The sequence below is a fragment of the Streptomyces albospinus genome, from assembly GCF_014648695.1.
GTDB classification, from domain to species: Bacteria; Actinomycetota; Actinomycetes; order Streptomycetales; family Streptomycetaceae; genus Streptomyces; species Streptomyces albospinus.
Genome location: NZ_BMRP01000024.1, coordinates 37,203 through 57,625 on the forward strand (window position 1 = coordinate 37,203; position 20,423 = coordinate 57,625).

General features: G+C 73.4%; 14 protein-coding genes and 1 pseudogene. 8 read left to right on the forward strand and 7 right to left on the reverse strand.

The annotated features are described in order from the left end of the window. Both IEZ17_RS44600 and IEZ17_RS27690 read right to left on the reverse strand, forming a co-directional pair. Positions 1–593 (reverse strand): annotated as a pseudogene (locus IEZ17_RS44600) (ADP-ribosylglycohydrolase family protein); the annotation flags it as partial. Next, complete coding sequence (locus IEZ17_RS27690; protein ID WP_189304828.1) at positions 590–1,588, reverse strand: ADP-ribosylglycohydrolase family protein; 999 nt, start codon at positions 1,586–1,588, stop codon at positions 590–592. The pseudogene IEZ17_RS44600 and the gene IEZ17_RS27690, both read right to left, overlap by 4 nt. 405 nt (positions 1,589–1,993) lie before the next feature. On the opposite strand from IEZ17_RS27690, the gene IEZ17_RS27695 reads away from it, so the two are divergent. The 3 genes from IEZ17_RS27695 to IEZ17_RS27705 all read left to right on the forward strand — a co-directional run bounded on the left by IEZ17_RS27695 (position 1,994) and on the right by IEZ17_RS27705 (position 9,147). Further along, entirely contained in the window at positions 1,994–2,725 is a 732-nt protein-coding gene (locus tag IEZ17_RS27695; RefSeq protein WP_189304830.1) for a VIT1/CCC1 transporter family protein, read from the forward strand. Positions 2,726–3,107: 382 nt separating this feature from the next. Further along, entirely contained in the window at positions 3,108–7,694 is a 4,587-nt protein-coding gene (gene gltB, locus IEZ17_RS27700; RefSeq protein WP_229852708.1) for a glutamate synthase large subunit, read from the forward strand. Further along, entirely contained in the window at positions 7,687–9,147 is a 1,461-nt protein-coding gene (locus IEZ17_RS27705; protein WP_189304757.1) for a glutamate synthase subunit beta, read from the forward strand. Before gltB ends, IEZ17_RS27705 begins: the two co-directional genes overlap by 8 nt. A gap of 140 nt (positions 9,148–9,287) precedes the next feature. On the opposite strand, the gene IEZ17_RS27710 is transcribed toward IEZ17_RS27705, so the two are convergent. Next, positions 9,288–9,857, reverse strand: a complete 570-nt coding sequence (locus IEZ17_RS27710; RefSeq protein ID WP_189304759.1) for a flavin reductase family protein — start codon at positions 9,855–9,857, stop codon at positions 9,288–9,290. 67 nt (positions 9,858–9,924) lie between these two features. Here IEZ17_RS27710 and IEZ17_RS27715 point away from each other — a divergent pair, with 67 nt between their 5' ends. Beyond that, positions 9,925–10,689, forward strand: coding sequence for an ArsR/SmtB family transcription factor (locus tag IEZ17_RS27715; protein ID WP_189304761.1), 765 nt, complete (start codon positions 9,925–9,927; stop codon positions 10,687–10,689). Between the two features lie 147 nt (positions 10,690–10,836). Here the strand turns inward: IEZ17_RS27715 and IEZ17_RS27720 are convergent, their stop codons facing one another. Both IEZ17_RS27720 and IEZ17_RS27725 read right to left on the reverse strand, forming a co-directional pair. Then, positions 10,837–11,310: a PPOX class F420-dependent oxidoreductase gene (locus tag IEZ17_RS27720; protein WP_189304762.1), complete on the reverse strand. Its 474-nt coding sequence runs from the start codon at positions 11,308–11,310 to the stop codon at positions 10,837–10,839. A 63-nt stretch (positions 11,311–11,373) separates the two neighbouring features. After that, positions 11,374–11,871: a hypothetical protein gene (locus IEZ17_RS27725; protein WP_189304764.1), complete on the reverse strand. Its 498-nt coding sequence runs from the start codon at positions 11,869–11,871 to the stop codon at positions 11,374–11,376. Positions 11,872–12,018: 147 nt separating this feature from the next. Here IEZ17_RS27725 and IEZ17_RS27730 point away from each other — a divergent pair, with 147 nt between their 5' ends. Beyond that, the gene (locus IEZ17_RS27730) at positions 12,019–12,756 is read left to right on the forward strand and encodes an MBL fold metallo-hydrolase (protein ID WP_189304766.1); all 738 of its coding nucleotides are present in this window, start codon (positions 12,019–12,021) and stop codon (positions 12,754–12,756) included. 30 nt (positions 12,757–12,786) lie between these two features. Here the strand turns inward: IEZ17_RS27730 and IEZ17_RS27735 are convergent, their stop codons facing one another. After that, positions 12,787–13,830 carry a LacI family DNA-binding transcriptional regulator gene (locus IEZ17_RS27735; protein ID WP_189304768.1) on the reverse strand — a complete coding sequence of 348 codons (1,044 nt, stop codon included), beginning with the start codon at positions 13,828–13,830 and terminating at the stop codon, positions 12,787–12,789. 172 nt (positions 13,831–14,002) lie between these two features. On the opposite strand from IEZ17_RS27735, the gene IEZ17_RS27740 reads away from it, so the two are divergent. Next, complete coding sequence (locus tag IEZ17_RS27740) at positions 14,003–14,698, forward strand: alpha/beta fold hydrolase (protein ID WP_189304770.1); 696 nt, start codon at positions 14,003–14,005, stop codon at positions 14,696–14,698. 27 nt (positions 14,699–14,725) lie between these two features. Here IEZ17_RS27740 and IEZ17_RS27745 read toward each other — a convergent pair whose 3' ends face one another. Continuing rightward, positions 14,726–15,637, reverse strand: coding sequence for a hypothetical protein (locus tag IEZ17_RS27745; RefSeq protein ID WP_189304772.1), 912 nt, complete (start codon positions 15,635–15,637; stop codon positions 14,726–14,728). Between the two features lie 266 nt (positions 15,638–15,903). Here IEZ17_RS27745 and IEZ17_RS27750 point away from each other — a divergent pair, with 266 nt between their 5' ends. Both IEZ17_RS27750 and IEZ17_RS27755 read left to right on the forward strand, forming a co-directional pair. Then, positions 15,904–16,713, forward strand: a complete 810-nt coding sequence (locus tag IEZ17_RS27750) for a S1 family peptidase (RefSeq protein WP_189304774.1) — start codon at positions 15,904–15,906, stop codon at positions 16,711–16,713. Between the two features lie 331 nt (positions 16,714–17,044). Then, positions 17,045–20,122: an endo-alpha-N-acetylgalactosaminidase family protein gene (locus IEZ17_RS27755; protein ID WP_189304776.1), complete on the forward strand. Its 3,078-nt coding sequence runs from the start codon at positions 17,045–17,047 to the stop codon at positions 20,120–20,122. The last annotated feature ends 301 nt before the right edge of the window (positions 20,123–20,423 follow it).

The following is a 20,423-nucleotide window of genomic DNA, read 5'->3' on the forward strand; positions in this document are numbered from 1 at the left end:
GGCCGGCCGGGGTGGACGGTGGCCAGCACGGCGGCCCGTACGCAGGCCGCGTCGTCGAAGAAGTGCGGGTTGTCGTGCCCGGCCGCGGGCGGGCGCAGCCCGGCGGCGAGGTTGGCGAGCCCTGCCCGTACGGAGATCCGGGCGCGCAGCGGGGGCGCCGCACCGGCCTCCGCCGCCGCCTCCGCGGCCAGCGTGTGCCAGGCGCGGTCGAGGGCGGCCCGGACCCGGCCGGACCGCCCGGGGCCGCGGCCCGCGGCGAGCACCGACTCCGCGGTGAACGCGGCCCATTCGGCGTCGTCGGAGGGGCCCAGCAGCAGCGGCGCGGGCCGCTGGTTGAGCGCGATCGGCACCGGGAGCGCGGTGGTCGCGGTCCGCTCGGCGAAGTCGTCCAGCTCGCGGGCCAGCCGCCGGGTCCAGGCCGGCATCCGGGCCGACCGGTGCCGGGCCGCGGGCCACCCGGCGGCGTCCCCGGCGGCCAGACCGAGCAGCAGCCCTTCGACGCGCGAGCGGAGGTGCACGGCGTCCCCGGCACCGGCACCCGGCCACGGAACCGGAACCGGAACCGGAACCCTGGTTTCACCGACGGCCGTCATCCGGCGCTCACCGCGGCCCCGGCGTCGACCGCGGCTCCGGCGCCCACCGCGGCCCCGCCCGCAACCACCAGCAACTCCGCGACGTTCAGCACGTGGTAGCCCGCCACCGACGGCAGACAGCTGCCGCGCGCCGGGCCGATCGCGGCGGCCCACACGGCGGGGATCGCCGCGGCCCCGCGCAACGCCCCCGCCAGCGCGCCGGCGACCGCCCCGGTGGTGTCGGCGTCGCGCCCCATGTTGACCGCGGTCAGCACCGATCCGGCGGGATCGCCGCCGGCCGCGGCGAACGCGCCGAACGCCAGCCCGACCGCCTCGGGCGCCAGATCCGTCCAGGGATACCCGTCGATCACCACGGCGTCCCGCACCGCGTCCTCGACGGCGCGCCCCGCGGCACCGGCCCGGCGGGCCGCCGCCACCGCCCGCCGCAGCGACCGCCCGGTCCAGGAGTCCTCCGGTACGGCGGCGAGTGCGGCGGCGAGCACCGCGTCGGGGGAGTCGGCCGTCATCGCGGCGGCGACCCCGGCGGCCACCGCCCGGCCGCCTAGGATGCCCTCGCCGTCGTGGCTGACCGCGCCGTCCACGGCGGCCAGCCGGGCGGCCTCGGCGGGCCGGCCGGCCGCGAACACCCCGAACGGCGCGGCCCGCATGGCCAGTCCGTCGCTCCAGGCGTGCCGGTGCTGGGCGGAGCGGGGCGCGGCCAGGCCGCGGCGCAGGTTCTCCAGGGTGCCGCGTTCGCTGAAGCCGGCGCCGCGGAACGGCCCTTCGTCGCGGTCGGCGAGGCACCGGCGCCAGGCGGCCTCGACGTGAGCGGTGGTCAGCGCCGCACCGTGCTCGGCGAGCAGCAGGCCGGAGAAGAGCGCGTACTCGGTGTCGTCGGTGCCGGCCGGGTCGGCCGTGACGAACCCCTCGATCCGCCCCCAGCGGCAACGGATCTGATCTGGTGTCAGATTCTCTGCGGGGGCGCCCAGCGCGTCCCCGGCGGCCAGTCCGAGCATCGCTCCGCGCGCCCGGTCCGCCACGTTTCCGCCCACGCTGCCCGCCCTTCGGTCGTACGGCTCGACACCGCGGCCCGGGACGCCGCGGGCCGCTGCCCCGTATCCGTGCCACGCGGCGGCCCGGCTCTCCTGCCCCGGGCGGCAGGGTCACCCGGTCGACGTCCTCGGGGCCCCGTGCGCGACGGCAGGTCCCCGGGTCGGTGTGGCCCGCGACGGGCCCCGAAAACGCCGTGTGACCCGGATCTCAGGCCAGCGCTTTCGGAAAAACCGCAGGTCAGCGGGGTAAGTACGGCCTTCCTTGCTAGCGGTGGAGGCTAATTCGCGCATAACTTCGAGGTGTTGGAGGGGAAAGTGCCGCCATCGGCCCACACCTCGCTGAAGGGAGTAGGTCCCGATATGTCCGTCATGGAGATCATGGATGCCGCTGCGCCGACGCATGTGGCGCACCGCGACAATCACACCCACCGCGATGTGAACGGCGGCTGGCTGCGCCCCGCCGTCTTCGGCGCGATGGACGGCCTGGTGTCCAATCTCGCGCTGATGACGGGTGTCGCCGGCGGCGCGGTGTCGCAGCAGACGATCATCATCACCGGCCTCGCGGGGCTCGCGGCCGGCGCGTTCTCGATGGCCGCGGGGGAGTACACCTCGGTCGCCTCGCAGCGCGAGCTGGTGATGGCCGAGCTGGACGTCGAGCGGACCCAGCTGAGCCGGCACCCGAAGGACGAGCAGGCGGAGCTGGCGGCGCTCTACGAGTCCCGCGGGGTGGAGCCGGAACTCGCCCGGCAGGTCGCCGAGCAGTTGTCGCGCGACCCCGAGCAGGCGCTGGAGATCCACGCCCGCGAGGAATTGGGCATCGACCCGTCGGACCTTCCTTCTCCGGCCGTCGCCGCCGTTTCCTCCTTCGGATCCTTTGCGTTGGGCGCTCTTCTGCCTGTCCTTCCTTATCTGTTGGGGGCTTCCGCGCTCTGGCCCGCGGTGCTGCTGGCCCTGGCCGGGCTCTTCGGCTGCGGTGCGGTCGTGGCGCGTGTGACGGCCCGCTCGTGGTGGTTCAGCGGACTGCGCCAACTGGCCCTGGGTGGCGCCGCGGCGGGCGTGACCTACGCCCTGGGAGCGCTGTTCGGCACCGTCGTGAGCTGAGGCCCCGGAACGGCGAAGGGTTGACGTCCCCTACGGGTGACCGCATCATTACCGCGTTACTCAGCGGTTTCGGTTTGTTGACAGCCGGGCATAAGGCCTTGGCGTCGCGGGCAACGTCGCTCGCCGGACGCCGCAGTACGGGGCGGCCCCGTTTCCGTCCGCGTCCCACTTGAGACTCACCGCATGCGCGGTGTCCGCATGCTGGAAGGCACTATCCGCTTTTCGAGAAGCGGGCCATCCTGTAACCTGCACGAAATTTCGCGGAGGGCCAACGTCGTCCCTCGGCAATGCCTATGCCACGACGACGTTGGGAGAGCCGATGCGTTCCGCGTCCACGCACTCCGCGACCACCAGCAGCGCCAGCGCCGCCGCATGGTCGCCCATGGACGGGCGCCCCGCCCAGCAGGGGATGTACGACCCGCGCAACGAGCACGACGCCTGCGGCGTCGGCTTCGTGGCCACCCTCACCGGTGAGGCCAGCCACGCCCTGGTCGAACAGGCCCTGACCGTCCTGACGAACCTGGAGCACCGCGGTGCCACCGGCTCGGAGCCCGACTCGGGCGACGGCGCGGGCATCCTGCTCCAGGTGCCGGACGCGTTTCTGCGTGAGAACGTGACCTTCGAGCTCCCCGATGCCGGCAGCTACGCCGTCGGCATCGCCTTCCTGCCGTCCGACGCCCACGAAGCCGCCGAGGCCGTCTCACGGATCGAGACGATCGCCGCGGAAGAGGGCCTGGACGTCCTCGGCTGGCGGGTCGTCCCGGTCGCCCCCCAGCTGCTGGGCAACGGCGCCCGCGCCACCATGCCGGCCTTCTCCCAGCTCTTCGTGGCTGGGGGCACCTCCCGGACGGAGTCCGGGGGAGGGGAGAACACCGGCCTGGCCCTGGACCGCAAGGCGTTCGCGCTCCGCAAGCGCGCCGAGCGCGAGGCGGGCGTCTACTTCCCGTCGCTGTCCGCCCGCACCATCGTCTACAAGGGCATGCTGACCACCGGCCAGCTGGAGCCCTTCTTCCCGGACCTGTCCGACCGCCGGTTCGCCACCGCGATCGCACTGGTCCACTCGCGGTTCTCCACCAACACCTTCCCGAGCTGGCCGCTCGCCCACCCGTACCGCTTCGTCGCCCACAACGGCGAGATCAACACGGTCAAGGGCAACCGCAACTGGATGCGCGCCCGCGAGTCCCAGCTGGCCTCGCAGCTCTTCGGGGGCGCGGACGCCGCACACGCCGAGAACCTTGAGCGGCTGTTCCCGGTCTGCACCCCGGACGCCTCCGACTCCGCCTCCTTCGACGAGGTCCTGGAACTGCTCCACCTGGGCGGTCGCTCGCTGCCGCACTCGGTCCTGATGATGGTCCCCGAGGCGTGGGAGAACTCCACCGCCATGGACCCGGCCCGGCGGGCGTTCTACCAGTACCACTCCACGATGATGGAGCCCTGGGACGGTCCGGCCTGCGTCACCTTCACCGACGGCACCCAGGTCGGCGCGGTCCTCGACCGCAACGGTCTGCGCCCCGGCCGCTACTGGGTCACCGACGACGGCCTGGTCGTGCTCTCCTCCGAGGTCGGCGTCCTCGACATCGACCCGTCCAAGGTCGTCCGCAAGGGCCGTCTCCAGCCCGGCCGGATGTTCCTCGTCGACACCGCCGAGCACCGGATCATCGAGGACGACGAGATCAAGGCGCAGCTCGCGGCCGAGCACCCCTACCAGGAGTGGCTGGACGCCGGCCTGATCGGCCTGGCCGACCTCCCCGAGCGCGAGCACATCGTGCACACCCACGCCTCGGTCACCCGCCGCCAGCAGACCTTCGGCTACACCGAGGAAGAGCTCCGGGTCATCCTCGCCCCGATGGCCAAGACCGGCGCCGAGCCGATCGGCTCCATGGGCACCGACTCGCCGATCGCCGCGCTCTCCGAGCGCCCCCGGCTGCTCTTCGACTACTTCACCCAGCTGTTCGCGCAGGTCACCAACCCGCCGCTGGACGCCATCCGGGAGGAGCTGGTCACGTCCCTGATCTCCTCCCTCGGCCCCCAGGGCAACCTGCTGGAGCCCACCGCGGCCTCCTGCCGCAGCGTGACCCTGCCGTTCCCGGTGATCGACAACGACGAGCTGGCCAAGCTCGTCCACATCAACGCCGACGGCGACATGCCCGGCATGAAGGCCGTGACCCTCGCCGGCCTCTACCGGGTCTCCGGCGGCGGCGAGTCGCTGGCCGCCCGGATCGAGGAGATCTGCGCCGAGGCCGACGCCGCCATCGCCGACGGCGCCCGGCTGATCGTGCTCTCCGACCGCCACTCGGACGCCGAGCACGCGCCGATCCCGTCGCTGCTGCTGACCGCCGCGGTCCACCACCACCTCATCGGCACCAAGACCCGCACCGAGGTCGGGCTGCTGGTCGAGGCCGGCGACGTCCGCGAGGTGCACCACGTCGCGCTGCTGATCGGCTTCGGCGCGGCGGCGGTCAACCCGTACCTGGCCATGGAGTCCGTCGAGGACCTGGTCCGGGCCGGTACGTTCCTGCCCGGCGTGGAGACCGGCACCGCCATCAAGAACCTCATCAAGGCGCTCGGCAAGGGCGTCCTGAAGGTCATGTCCAAGATGGGCATCTCGACCGTCGCCTCCTACCGCGGCGCGCAGGTCTTCGAGGCCATCGGCCTGGACGAGGAATTCGTCGCGAAGTACTTCCACGGCACCGCCACCAAGATCGGCGGCGCCGGCCTGGACGTCATCGCCCAGGAGGTCGCGGCCCGGCACGCCAAGGCGTACCCGGCCTCCGGCATCGCCGCCACCCACCGCGCGCTGGAGATCGGCGGCGAGTACCAGTGGCGTCGCGAGGGCGAGCCGCACCTCTTCGACCCGGACACCGTCTTCCGGCTCCAGCACTCCACCCGGTCGCGCCGCTACGACATCTTCAAGCAGTACACCGAACGGGTGAATGAGCAGTCCGAGCGCCTGATGACGCTGCGCGGCCTGTTCTCCTTCGCCTCCGGGCGGACCGCCGTCACTCTGGACGAGGTCGAGCCGGCGTCCGAGATCGTCAAGCGCTTCTCCACCGGCGCGATGTCCTACGGGTCGATCTCCCGCGAGGCCCACGAGACCCTCGCGATCGCCATGAACCAGCTCGGCGGCAAGTCCAACACCGGCGAGGGCGGCGAGGACCCCGACCGCCTCTACGACCCGGCCCGCCGCTCCGCGATCAAGCAGGTCGCCTCCGGCCGCTTCGGCGTCACCAGCGAGTACCTGGTCAACGCCGACGACATCCAGATCAAGATGGCCCAGGGCGCCAAGCCCGGCGAGGGCGGCCAGCTGCCCGGCCACAAGGTCTACCCCTGGGTCGCCAAGACCCGGCACTCCACCCCGGGCGTCGGCCTGATCTCGCCGCCCCCGCACCACGACATCTACTCCATCGAGGACCTGGCTCAGCTGATCCACGACCTCAAGAACGCCAACCCGGCCGCCCGCATCCACGTGAAGCTGGTCTCCGAGGTCGGCGTCGGCACCGTCGCCGCGGGTGTCTCCAAGGCCCACGCCGACGTGGTCCTCATCTCCGGCCACGACGGCGGTACCGGCGCCTCGCCGCTCACCTCCCTCAAGCACGCCGGCGGCCCCTGGGAGCTGGGCCTGGCCGAGACGCAGCAGACGCTGCTGCTCAACGGCCTGCGCGACCGGATCGTGGTGCAGACCGACGGCCAGCTCAAGACCGGCCGCGACGTCGTGATCGCCGCCCTGCTGGGCGCCGAGGAGTTCGGCTTCGCCACCGCCCCGCTGGTCGTCTCCGGCTGCGTCATGATGCGCGTCTGCCACCTGGACACCTGCCCGGTCGGTATCGCCACCCAGAACCCGACGCTGCGCGAGCGGTTCAACGGCAAGGCCGAGTACGTCGTCAACTTCTTCCAGTTCATCGCCGAGGAGGTCCGCGAGCTCCTCGCCGAGCTGGGCTTCCGCAGCCTGGACGAGGCCATCGGCCACGCCGAGATCCTCGACGTCGCCAGGGCCGTGGACCACTGGAAGGCGCAGGGCCTGGACCTGGCCCCGCTGCTGCACGTCCCCGAGCTGGCCGACGGCGCCGTCCGCCACCAGGTCACCGTCCAGGACCACGGCCTGGCGAAGGCGCTGGACAACGAGCTGATCAAGCTCGCCGCGGACGCGCTGTCCGCGGACACCGCGGAGGACGCCCAGCCGGTCCGCGCCCAGGTCGCGATCCGGAACATCAACCGGACCGTCGGCACCATGCTCGGCCACGAGGTCACCAAGAAGTTCGGCGGTGCGGGCCTGCCCGACGACACCGTCGACATCACCTTCACCGGCTCGGCCGGCCAGTCCTTCGGCGCGTTCCTGCCACGCGGGGTCACCCTCCGCCTGGAGGGCGACGCCAACGACTACGTCGGCAAGGGCCTCTCCGGCGGCCGGGTCGTGGTCCGCCCGGACCGCGGCGCCGACCACCTCGCCGAGTACTCCACCATCGCGGGCAACACCCTCGCCTACGGCGCCACCGGCGGCGAACTGTTCCTGCGCGGCCGGGTCGGCGAGCGGTTCTGCGTCCGCAACTCCGGTGCCACGGTGGTCTCCGAGGGCGTCGGCGACCACGGCTGCGAGTACATGACCGGCGGCCACGCGGTCGTCCTGGGCGAGACCGGGCGCAACTTCGCGGCCGGTATGTCCGGCGGCACCGCCTACGTCATCGACCTCGACCCGGACAACGTCAACAAGGAACTCGTCGACGCGGTCCGCCCGCTGGACGACACCGACAAGCAGTGGCTGCACGACGTCGTGCGCCGCCACCAGGAGGAGACCGGCTCCACTGTCGCCGCGAAGCTCCTCGCCGACTGGGACGCGGCGGCTGCCCGCTTCCGCAAGGTCCTCCCGGCCACCTACCAGGCAGTGCTCGCCGCCAAGGACGCCGCCGAGCGAGCCGGGCTCTCCGAGTCCGAGACCCACGAGAAGATGATGGAGGCGGCGACCAATGGCTGACCCCAAGGGCTTCCTGAACCACGGGCGCGAGATCGCCAGGACCCGCCCCGTCGAGGAGCGCGTCAAGGACTGGAACGAGGTCTACCAGCCCGGCTCCCTGCTGCCGATCATCAGCAAGCAGGCGTCGCGCTGCATGGACTGCGGCATCCCCTTCTGCCACAACGGCTGTCCGCTCGGCAACCTCATCCCCGAGTGGAACGACTACGCCTACCGCGAGGACTGGACCGAGGCCAGCGAGCGGCTGCACGCGACCAACAACTTCCCGGAGTTCACCGGCCGGCTGTGCCCCGCGCCCTGCGAGGCGGCCTGTGTGCTGGGCATCAACCAGCAGCCGGTCACCATCAAGAACGTCGAGGTCTCCATCATCGACAAGGCGTGGGATGCCGGTGACGTCACCCCGCAGCCGCCCGACCGCCTCTCCGGCAAGACCGTCGCCGTCATCGGCTCCGGCCCGGCCGGACTGGCCGCCGCCCAGCAGCTGACCCGGGCCGGCCACACGGTGGCGGTGTACGAGCGCGCGGACCGCATCGGCGGCCTGCTCCGCTACGGCATCCCCGAGTTCAAGATGGAGAAGCGGCACATCAACCGCCGTATCGAGCAGATGCGCGCGGAGGGCACCAAGTTCCGTACGGAGGTGGAGATCGGCCGCGACATCGACGCCGCGAAGCTGCGCAAGCGCTACGACGCCGTGGTCATCGCCGCCGGCGCCACCACCTCCCGCGATCTGCCGGTGCCCGGCCGCGAGCTGAACGGCGTCCACTTCGCGATGGAGTACCTGCCGCTCGCCAACAAGGTGCAGGAGGGCGACCTGACCGTCGCCCCCATCACCGCCGAGGGCAAGCACGTGGTCGTCATCGGCGGCGGCGACACCGGCGCGGACTGCGTCGGCACCGCCCACCGCCAGGGCGCCCTCTCGGTGACCCAGCTGGAGATCATGCCCAAGCCGGGCGAGGAGCGGAACCCGGGCCAGCCCTGGCCGACCTTCCCGATGCTCTACAAGGTCACCTCCGCGCACGAGGAGGGCGGCGAGCGGGTCTACTCCGTCTCCACCACCCACTTCGAGGGCGACGAGGACGGCAACGTCCAGTGGCTGCACCTGGTCGAGGTGGGGTTCAAGGACGGCAAGCTGGAGCAGAAGCCCGGCACCGAGCGGAAGATCCCGGCCCAGCTGGTCACCCTCGCGATGGGCTTCACCGGCACGGACCAGGAGAACGGCCTGGTCGAGCAGTTCGGCCTGGAGCTGGACGCCCGCGGCAACGTCGCCCGCGACGCGGACTTCGCCACCAACGTCCCCGGCGTCTACGTCGCCGGTGACGCCGGGCGCGGTCAGTCGTTGATCGTGTGGGCCATCGCCGAGGGCCGCTCCGCCGCCCGCGGCGTGGACCGCTTCCTCACCGGAGCCAGCGCCCTGCCGGCTCCGATCAAGCCGACGGACCGCGCACTGACCGTGTGAGCGGCCGTCACCTGATGTCCCGTACAACGTCGTACGGAGGCATGGGGACCGGGTGAATCCCGGGACCCGTGTGCGGCGCCTGTCCCCTCCCCCGACCGGAGGGCAGGCGCCGCGCTCTTGTCCGGGCGCCGGCGCTGCCCCTAGGCGTCCCGCTGGGCCGGGAAGCGCCGCCCCAACTGCCGCGCCAGCTCCCGTGCGGGCGCCGGTACGGCGGGCGGCGGGGGCGTGACCGGCGGCCGGAAATCGTGCACCGGCGGGCGCCAGGCCGAGACGTCGACGGTGCCGTCGCCCAGCGGCAGCACCCAGCGCGGGTCCGCGTGCACCCGCAGCACCTGCGCCTCGATCTGCGTCCAGGCGCCGTCGGTCACCGTTCGCTCACCGACCCTGCGCGCCTCCAACTGCACGGGGCAGTACGCCAGTCGGGGCGGCCGTACCAGCTCGGACGGTTCCGTCCAGGGTGCCTGGTCCGCGTCGGTCCCGACGCCCGCCCCCTCCTCGGCCGCTGCCTCCTTCGGTGGGAGGTTGAAGACGACGTCCGGCCGTACGGCGAGATTCTGCGCGGTCCGTCCTCGGGCCGGCAGCCAGACGCTCACCACCGGGCCGAGATCCCACCGGATCCGCAGCGTGACCAGCACGAACGTGCCGTCGTCGTTCTCCGTGGACAGCAGCGCCGGCACGACCGAACTGCTTTTCTCCAGCGCGGTTTCCATGCCCTTGAGGATAGGAGCCGGACGATTCGGTTCTCACCGAAGTGTTATATGTGATTACGCTCTGCACATGAACCGATGGGACGCCGATCACGAAAGCACCGCGGAGACCCCCGATCTGGCCGCTCTCGCGGCGCTGCTCGCGGACCGTACCCGCGCCGCCATCTGCATCGCCCTGCTCGACGGAGGCACCTGGACCGCCGGCGAACTGGCCGAATACGCCGGGGTCGCACCGTCCACCGCGACCGAGCACCTCAACCTCCTGGTCTCCGGCGGGCTGCTGGCCGAGGAGCGGCAGGGCCGGCGGCGCTATGTCCGGCTGGCCGGGCCGCACACCGCCGAGACCCTGGAGAACCTCGCCGGGCTGGCCCCGTACCGCCAGGTCAGGATCCGCTCGCTGGCCGAGGCCAACCACCGGAGGGCGCTGCACCACGCGCGGACCTGCTACGACCACATCGCCGGGGCGCTCGGTGTGGCCATCGCCGAAACGATGACCGAACGCGGGCTGCTGGCACGGGAGTACGGCCTGGTGCTCACCACGGCCGGTGCCGACTGGCTGGCCGCCCTCGGCATCCCCGAGGCCGGCTACTCGCCGACCCACCGGGCGCACGTCCGCACCTGTCTCGACTGGACCTCGCGCCGCCAGCACCTCTCCGGTGCGGTCGGCGCGGCCCTCTACCGGCACGCGCTGGAGCACCGCTGGATCGTCAAGGCCCCGGCCAGCCGCATCCTCGCGGTCACCGAGTCCGGGCGGGCCGCCTTCCGCTCCCAACTGGGGCTGCCCACCGAGGTGTTGACGCCCACCCCGGCGGTGCTGCCACCGCGCGGCCCGTAGGGCCGTCCGTCCGCCGCCGGGCGGGCGCCCCTACGGACATCACAGGGGCGGTGGCCTTCCCGGCGTCACCGGCGGCCCGGCACCTCACCGGGCAGGCGCCGAACGTCAACGGGGGCGCGCCCGCAGCGCCCGTCGAGGCGCCGCGCGTCAGGCGTCCGGTTCGACGAGGCGGGCCGGGAAGCCGCCGGTCGCGATCGGGCCCCAGCGGCGCGGCGTCACCCGGATCAGGGACTTGCCCTGCTTGCGCATCGCCGCGCGGTACTCGTCCCAGTCCGGGTGCTCGCCGGCGATGTTGCGGTAGTACTCGACCAGCGGCTCGACGGAGTCCGGGGCGTCGATCACCTCGGCCTCCCCGTCGACCTGCACCCACGGGCCGTTCCACTCGTCGGACAGCACCAGCACGCTGACCGAGGACACCCGGCGGGCGTTGCGGGCCTTGGCGCGCTCCGGATACGTCGACATCACCAGCCGCCCGGAGTCGTCCACCCCGCAGGTCAGCGGCGAGCACTGCGGGGTGCCGTCGGAGCGGCGGGTGAGCAGGATCGCACGGTGCCGGGGGCGGACGAACTCCAGCAGGGCGGGCAGTTCTACGCGTGTGCTGGTGGCGATGGAAGGGCTCATGGGCGCGAGCCTAGGCCGTGGAGTGCACTCCAACGTGGGTGGCCGGGCCCGGCGAGCCGCCTGTCAGCCCTTCAGCAGCTGCCTGCCGGTGGCCGCGTCCACGATCTTGCGGCCCGCCAGCGGGCTCTTCAGCTGCACCTTCACCTTGTCGGTGGCCAGTTGCTCGGTGCACATCCCCTTCGCGCTCTTCTTCTTGCCCCAGCCGGTGACCACCACCAGGTCCTTCGACTCCAGGCTGCGGGCGCCGAAACGGACGTCGCAGGCGCTGTGGCCGACGGTCACCGTGATCTCCCGCACGCCGGTGCTCTGCGGGCGGTCGGCGCCGGCCAGCGGGAGCAGCGCCTCCTGGCGGCCGGCCACGGGCGAGACCTTCGGCCAGTCCTGCACTATCTGGGCGGCCCGCCGGCCGAAGGCGTCCTGCGGCGTGGCCGGCGCCGCGGCGCCCACCCGCTGCTCTCCCTTGGCGCAGCCGGAGAGCGCGACGGCGCCGGCCGCCGCCACGGACAGGGCGAGGGCGACCATACGAATGCGGGAACGGGAGCGGTGAGCGGCGTACTGCATGACATGCCTCCTTGGGTCGCCGATGGGACGCGGCAGGGGCGCGACGGGTTCCGCCGGGATCCGCGCCGGGCGCTTTCGCCGTCCGCTCAATCCGCCCACGGCACAAAGCGGAGACCGGCCGTGGGTGCGGCGGCTAGCGTCCCGGACATGGACGCAGCACTCCCGCAGATCGGCCGGCACGTCTGGCAACTCCCGTTCCCCGTAGGGCATGTGTACCTCGTCGCCCTGCCCGGCGACGGCTACGCCGCGATCGACACCGGCATCCCCGGATCGGCCCCCGCCGTCCTCGGCGCCCTGGCCCGGCTCGGCGCACCGCCCGCCGCGCTGCGGCAGATCGTGCTCACCCACTGCCACGTGGACCACATGGGCTCGGCCGCCGAACTCGTCGACGCCTCCGGCGCCCGCGTACTGGCCGGCGCCCTCGACGCCCCGTACATCCGCGGCACCGCCCCCGAACCGCCGCCGGTCCTCGGCCCGTCCGAACGGCAGCTGCACGAAGGCATCATGGCGGGGCTCGCGGCCGGCGGGATGCCGCCGCCGCGCCACACCGAGGTCGACCGCGAGCTGCACGACGGCGACACCCTCGACGACTGGCACGAACCCGTACGTGTGCTGCACGTTCCCGGCCACACGCCGGGCGGCATCGCGCTGCACCTTCCGGAGAGCCGGCTGCTCTTCCCCGGCGACATCATCGGCGCCGACCCGGACGGCGGGCACGCGGTCCTCGGCCCGTTCAACGTCGAACGCGCCGCGGCCATCGCGTCGTTCCGGCGGCTGGCCGCCCTGGACGACGTCGACACGGTCTGCGTACCGCACGGCGGCCCGATCCGCTCCGGCGCCCGCGAGGTGCTGGCGGCGGCCACGCCGGAGCAGGACTGGCGCTGACCGGCGGGCGGCCGGAGCGGCGGGCGGCCGTCAGGAGGAATCGCGCGCCATGAGGCGGAAGGTGCCGAGCCGGTGGACGGCGGGCGCGGCGGCCGGGTCGCGGACGAGCCCGTCGACCAGCCCGGCGATCCGGTCCGGCGCGGCGATCTCGGTGCGGACGCTGGTCAGCCGCGGGCGCAGCAGCCGGGCCGGCAGCAGATCGTCCGCGCCGACCACCGCGATCTGCTCCGGGTCGCCGCCGACGGTGCGGCCGGCGTCCTGGAGGGCGCGCATCAGCAGCATCGCGTACTCGTCGTTGTAGGCGAACACCGCGTCGAGGCCGAGCGCGGGCCAGGCGGCGGCGAGCCGGGCCGCACTCTCCTCGGTCAGCGCGAGGTCCAGCGGGCGCACCTCGGCACCGGGGCAGCCGGCGGCTGCGGCCCGTACGCCGGCGAGCCGGGACCCGGCGAAGGCGGCCAGGCCCGGCTCGGCCGGCAGCACCACGCCGATCCGCCGGCGGCCCCGGGCCAGCAGGTGCTCGCCCGCGAGGACGCCGGCCTCGCGATGGTCCAGGAAGAGGGCATGGGCGCCGGGCGGTGCCTGCGGGCCGTGGGTGAGCACCGCCGCGGTGCCGGCGCGCCGCAGCAGCTCGACGGCGGGGGCGTCCAACGGCGGTCCGTGCAGGGCCAGTACGGCGGCGGGCCGCAGCTCGGCCCAGGCGCGGGCGGCGGCCACGGGGGAGGCGGCGGGCGCGCCGTGCAGTACGCCGGTGTAGCCGAGGTGGTGCAGTGCGCTCTGGAATCCGGCCAGGAAGTGCGAGAAGAGGGGCCCGAAGGCGGGTACGGCGTCCGCCGGGGCGGCCATCAGGACGATGCTGCCCCGACCGGCCCGCAGACTGCGCGCCGCCGCGTGCGGGACGTACCCCAGCTCCTCGGCGGCGGCCCGGACCCGGGCCTGGGTGTGCGCGGCGACGCGCCCGGCGGCCCGTCCGTTCAGCACGTACGAGACCGTGGCGCGGGACACCCCGGCGCGGCGGGCAACGGCCGCGCTGGTCGGGGGAGTTGGGGTGGCCGGCGGTCCGGCGGGATCGGTCATCCTGCCGGGCATCTTCGCACAGGGGTTTGCCACGGGGGTTCGCGGGCTCCGCGTACGGCCTCCGCGTCATGACACGTGTAACGTTCGGGCGTGGCCGCGCCGGACACCCGCAACGCCCGGCGTACGGCGGATCGTCGCGCGCAGGGCGCGAACCCGGCGAGAGGGGCACGGTATGCAGCTGCACACCCAGGAATGGGGGACCGGCGACCGGATCGCGGTGCTGGTCCACGGGATCATGTCCGACCACCGCACCTGGCACCGGGTCGGCCCGGCCCTCGCCGGGCGGGGCTATCGCGTCATCGGTGTCGATCTGCGCGGCCACGGCCGCAGTCCGCGCGGCGACTACAGCCCGGAGCTGTTCGCCGACGACCTCGTGGACACCCTGCCGATCGGCGCCGAGGTCGTCATCGGGCACTCGCTGGGCGGGCTGGCGCTGTCCCTGGCGGCCGAGCGGCTGCGGCCGGCGCGCGCGGTCTACAGCGATCCGGCGTGGTCGCTGACCGGGGCGGCGCAGCCGGTCGATCCCGCGGTGTTCGTGACGTTCAAGCGGGCCGGGCGCACGCTGGTGCGGAACTTCAACCCGCGCTGGGACGACGCCGATGTCGATGTCGAACTGGCCACGCTCGCCGACTGGGACACCGGGACGGCCCTCGCCCTGTCCGGGCACCATCTGCGCGACCGGACGCCGGAGCGGCCGGTGGTGCCGTCGCTGGTGCAGATCGCGGGGGAGGGGTTCCTCTTCACCGAGGAGGCGGCGAAGGAGCTGGCCGCCCGCGGTTTCGAGGTCCGTACGGTGCAGGGCGCGGGGCACACCATCCATCGGGACGACCTCCCGGGGTTCCTGGCCGGGCTGGAGGGGTGGGTCTAGGACCGGCCCGCAGACACTGACATAGCGTCAGGTGTCGCAGTCCAGAAGGGTTTTGCACAGGCCGCAGCGGGCCTGGATCCGGCCGCGGACCGGGACGCGGATGCGCTGCCAGCAGGCGGGGCAGGGGAAGGACACCCGCGGCGGGGAGCCGGTTCCCGCCGCGGGTTCGAAGGTGTAGCCGTCGCCGGTGGCGGCGGGCCGGGCGGTGCGCCCGGAGTCCTGGGCCAGCCGGCGGTCCTTGGCGTAGCGGAGCCGGGCGGCCCAGCCGGCGGCGGCCAGCGGCGGGCGCCGGGCGTCCTGGCGGGCCCGCGCCCGCCCCGCGAGGTACGCCTCGTACGCCTGCGGGCTGGTGAACCACGGCGCCGGGTCCTCGCCGAAGAACTCGGCGCGCTTGGCGAGGACATAGCCGAACTCCTCCGGTGTGAGATAGCCGAGTTTCTGCGAGAACGGGCCGTGCTCGCGGTAGGCGTCCAGCAGCAGCCAGCCGGCGCCGAGGTAGGTGGTGGCGGTGTCGGTGAGGATCTCGTTGTCGCGGGTGCCGGGGAACGACAGGTCGAGCCGGTGCAGGTAGACGTGCGTCACCTCGTGGGCCAGGGCGGCGCCGATGTCCTTGCGGTGCTTCTTGAACCGCTCGTTGAGCTCGACGAAGTACTCGGGGCCCGCGGTCAGTTCGACGTGGGCGGCGTGCTCCATCTCGCGGAAGGTGACCACGATCCGGGCGTCCGGCAGCCGCAGCTGGTGGACCATGGCATGGGCGATCCGCTGCGCGCCCAGGTGGATGTCCTCGGTGTCGTCGAAGGCGACGTCGACCGGCAGCACGCTGGTGTCGAACGTGCTGACGGTGTCGTGGGAGAGGCGTCTGAAGAGGGCCGTGAGGGCCGCGCGGACCGTGTCGAGATGGGGGTATCCGTGCTGGATGTCGCTGCCGCCGGTCGCCATCCGGACACTGTACGGCCGGGCGGGTGCGATCGGCCGTGTTGCGCACGGGGCGGGCGCGGTGCGGGAGTTGGCCTGATGTTGACCCTTGTCACTCCGTTCCCGCACTCCACATAATCGCAGGGCGCTTTACGGGTTCATTGCCAACGGGCCCGGATGCTTTGCGGTGCACTGCCGTTTTTCCCGCTCGCTTTGCGGTGCGCATGCCCGGCTCTGGGGTTGGCATGGACTCGTCATTACGCGTTCAACCCCCCACGAAAGGACATCCGTTGCGCAACTCCCTGAAGCACCTCAAGAGAACCACCGCCGCCGGCGCGATCGCCCTGGCGGCCTTCAGTCTCCAGCCGGGCGCCGCCTCGGCCGCGCCCGCGCCGGACCCCGGCGGCTCCGTGCACACCGACGTCGTCGGCGGCACCAGGGCGGCCCAGGGCGAATTCCCCTTCATGGTCCGGCTGTCGATGGGCTGCGGAGGCGCCCTCTACACCAAGGACATCGTGCTCACCGCCGCCCACTGCGTCGACCGCAGCGGCCCGGACACCTCCATCACCGCCACCGCCGGCGTCGTCGACCTCCAGGACTCCGCCGCCGTCAAGGTCAACTCCACCCAGGTCCTCCAGGCCCCCGGCTACAGCGGCAAGGGCAAGGACTGGGCGCTCATCAAGCTCGCCAAGCCGATAGACCGGCCCACCCTGAAGATCGCCGAGGACGACCGGCTCACCAACGGCGACTTCACCATCGCCGGCTGGGGCGCCGACAAGGAAGGCGGCGACCAGCAGCGCTACCTGCTCAAGGCGACCGTGCCGTTCATCGACGACGCCACCTGCCGGAAGGCCTACGGCGACGCCCTCACTCCCGGTGAGGAGATCTGCGCCGGCAAGCTGGACACCGGCGGCACCGACACCTGCCAGGGCGACTCCGGCGGCCCGATGTTCCGCAAGGACGACGCCGGCCAGTGGCTCCAGGTCGGCATCGTCTCCTGGGGCGAGGGCTGCGCCCGGCCCGGCAAGCCCGGCGTCTACAGCGAGGTGAGCGCCTTCGCCGCGAACATCAAGAAGGCCGCCGCCGAACTCGGCGGCTGAGCCGGCCACCGGCCGGCGCCCGCCGGGGCCCGGGACGCGCTCCCCGGGCCCCGCGCGGTGCCGCTGCGCCGTGCGCCGCTGCGCGAGGGCGGGGCCCGCACCCAGCCGGTCGCCGGGACCACCGAGGCACGCGCCCCGACCGAGGCGTTCGCCCGGACCGGCCCGCCCGTCGTGCTGTCCGTCGAGCCGCGGCCGACGACGCCGCGCCGCACCCCGTCCTTCCGCGACATCTGTCCAACACCTGCCGCCCCTTTGTCCATGGGCGCCCGCCCCACCCGCCCCGCACGCTGTCCGCCGGCAGGCAGTGCAGGGACGAAGGAGGAGCGCGCGTATGAACGGACAGCCAGGGCCCAGCCGCAGACAGATCGTCGCCGCCACCGCGCTCGCCGGGGTCGCCGGTGCCGTCCCCCTCGGTACGCACCCCGCCGCCGCGGCCCCGCGGCCCGCCGAGGCGGTCCTGCGCTCCGCCGCGCTGGCCGTCCGCGTCGACACCGCCTTCCCGCGCATCGTCTCCTACACCGACCGCGCCACCGGCGCCGTCCTGCACGCCCAGGAGAACCCCGTCACCCAGGTCCTGATCGACGGCACCGCCCGCACCCCGCAGGTCACCCACCGCGCCCGCGCCGGCCGCCCCGACCGGGCCGCCTACACCCTGGCCTTCGACGGCGGCACCACCGTCGACGTCGAGATCGCCGTCACCGGCCCACAGGTCACCTGGCGGGTCACCGGCATCACCGACACCCCCGCACTGCGCATCGGCACCCTGGAGATCCCCGGCCTCGCCCTGCTCGCCGTCCGCAGCGACCAGCCCGGCGCCACCCTGCTCGCCGCCCGCCTCCAGCTCGACAAGGCCAAGAGCGGCGACACCCTCGTGCGGATCACCCCCACCACCCCCGTCGAGGCCGCGCCCACCGGCTGCGCCTACGCCGTCGTCGCCACCGACCACCTCGCCGCCGCCATCGAGACCAACACCGTCCAGGACCATCCGACCGGGGACACCGCCTGGGAGAACGGCCGGCTGTGGCACCGGACCCGGCAGGGCGACGGCTTCGTCGCGGCCGAACTCGTCCCCGGCCAGTGGACCCACCGGGCCACCGGCCAGCCGCTCGACGCCACCGAACCGCTCCCGTACGCCACCGTCATCGTCACCGGCGACCGCAACGGCGACGGCCGCACCGACTGGCAGGACGCCGCCATCGCCCTGCGCGACATCATGGTCGTCCCGCTCGGCGCCGACACCCAGCACCTGCGGGTCGTCCCGCACATCCCCTTCAACTTCGCCAGCCAGGCCACCAATCCGTTCCTCGCCACCCTCGACCACGTCAAACGGATCGCGCTGGCCACCGACGGGCTGCGCCAGTTCACCCTCCTCAAGGGCTACCAGTCCGAGGGCCACGACTCCGCACACCCCGACTACGGCGGCAACTACAACCGGCGCGCCGGCGGCCTGGCCGACCTCAACACCCTGCTCCGCGCCGGGAGGAAATGGCACAGCGACTTCGCGGTGCACGTCAACGCCACCGAGTCCTACCCCGTCGCGCACGCCTTCTCCGAAAAACTCGTCGACAAGAACGACAAGCAGTGGGACTGGCTCGACCAGTCCTACCGCATCGACGCCCGCCGCGACCTGGTGTCCGGCGACATCGCCGCCCGCTTCGCGCAACTCCGCAAGGAGACCGACCCCGCCCTGACCACCGTCTACCTCGACGTGTTCCGCGAATCCGGCTGGAACTCCGACCGCCTCCAGCGGCACCTTCGCGACCAGGGCTGGCAGGTCGCCACCGAATGGGGCCACGGCCTGGAGCGTTCCGCACTCTGGTCGCACTGGGCCAACGAGACCGACTACGGCCCCGACACCTCACGCGGCATCAACTCGCGGCTGATCCGCTTCGTGCGCAACCACCACAAGGACGTCTTCGCCGACAAATGGCCGACGCTGCTCGGCGCGCCCCGGATGGGCAACTTCGAGGGCTGGACCGGGAAGACCGACTGGCACGCGTTCCACACCATCGTGTGGACCGACGCACTGCCCGCCAAGTACCTCCAGGCGTACCCGATCCGGACCTGGAGCGACCACGAGATCACCTTCGAAGGCCCCACCCGCACCTCCGTCAGCGACGCCGACGGCACCCGGAAGATCACCACCGACGGCCGCCTCGTCTACGACGGCGGCAGCTACCTGCTGCCCTGGGAACCCCGCTCCGCCACCGACCCCGCCAAGCTCTACCACTACAACCCCCGCGGCGGGCAGAGCAGTTGGCAGCTGCCGCGCGGCTGGTCGGGCGCCCCCGCGGTCTACGTCTACCGGCTCACCGACCAGGGCCGCACCGAGCAGACCCGGGTCCCCGCCGGCGGCGGCCGGATCACCCTCGACGCCCGGCCCGGCGTCGCCTACGTCGTCTACCGGAGCAAGGCCCCCGCCCAGCCCGACCCCGACTGGGGCGAGGGCACCCCGCTGGCCGACCCCGGGTTCCACGCCGGCAACCTGGACCGGTGGCAGGTCACCGGACCCGCCACCGTACAGATCAGTAGAAGCGGCGACTACGAACTCGTCATCGGCCCCGGCGCCGCCGCCACCGTCGGCCAGCAAATCGCCCGGCTCGCCCCCGGCGACTACGCCGCCTCCGTCCAGGTCGAGGTCGGCGCGAGCGCGGGGGAGCGGCGGCGGGCCGGCCTCGCGATCCGCACCGCCGACGGCATCACCGCCGACAACTGGACCGAGACCTCCACCGCCGGCAACTACGTCGCCGCCGACCGCAAGTCCGGCACCCGCTTCCAGCGGCTGTCCACCCGCTTCACCGTCCCCGAGGGCGGCGGCCCGGTCACCCTCGCCCTGACCGCCGCGGCCGGCCGGGCCCGGGTCCGCTTCGACAACGTGCGCATCACCCCGGCACCGCGCACCGGCCGCCCCGGCACCCTCGTGCACGAGGACTTCGAGCACGTCCCGCAGGGCTGGGGCCCCTTCGTCAAGGGCGACGCCGGCGGCAGCACCGACCCCCGCACCCATATCGCCCAGCGGCACGCACCGTTCACCCGGCGCGGCTGGAACGGCAAGGCGATCGACGACGTCATCGACGGCGGCCAGTCCCTGAAGTCCCGCGGCGAGAACACCGGCCTGGTCTACCGGACCCTCCCGCACACCGTCCGCTTCACCCCCGGCCGCCGCTACCGGGTCGCCTTCCGCTACGAGAACGAGCAGGCCGGCCAGTACGCCTGGGTCACCGCCGTCGACGAGCCCGCGGCCCGCGAGCTGAGCCGCACCCCGCTGCCGGTGGCGACCCAACCGGCCACCTGGACCTACGAGTTCACCGCGCCGGACCGGGGCGAGGCATGGGTGGGGCTGCGCAAGACGGGCGGCGACGGGACCGCGGAGTTCGTACTGGACGCGTTCGAGGTCACCGCACTGTGAAACGGCCGGGCCGGACCCGGGGCACACCCCCGCGGCCCGGCCCGCCGTCCCTCAGCACCTCGTTAGGCCCCTCCCACAGCACCGGACCCGGTGCGTACAGCCCACGCCGCGGCCCCGCCGACGGGCAGCGCCCCGGCGGAAAACCGCTCCACCACGCGAACCCCCGTAGCCGTCCCGGCAGTTCCGGCACGGCCTCACCGGCACCGCCGGCCGGCGCCGCACCGCCCCGCCCCCTCCAGTCGCAGCCCGCGCGCCCGTACGCCGGACGGACACCGCCGCCCGTGCAGCACCCCGCCGCCGA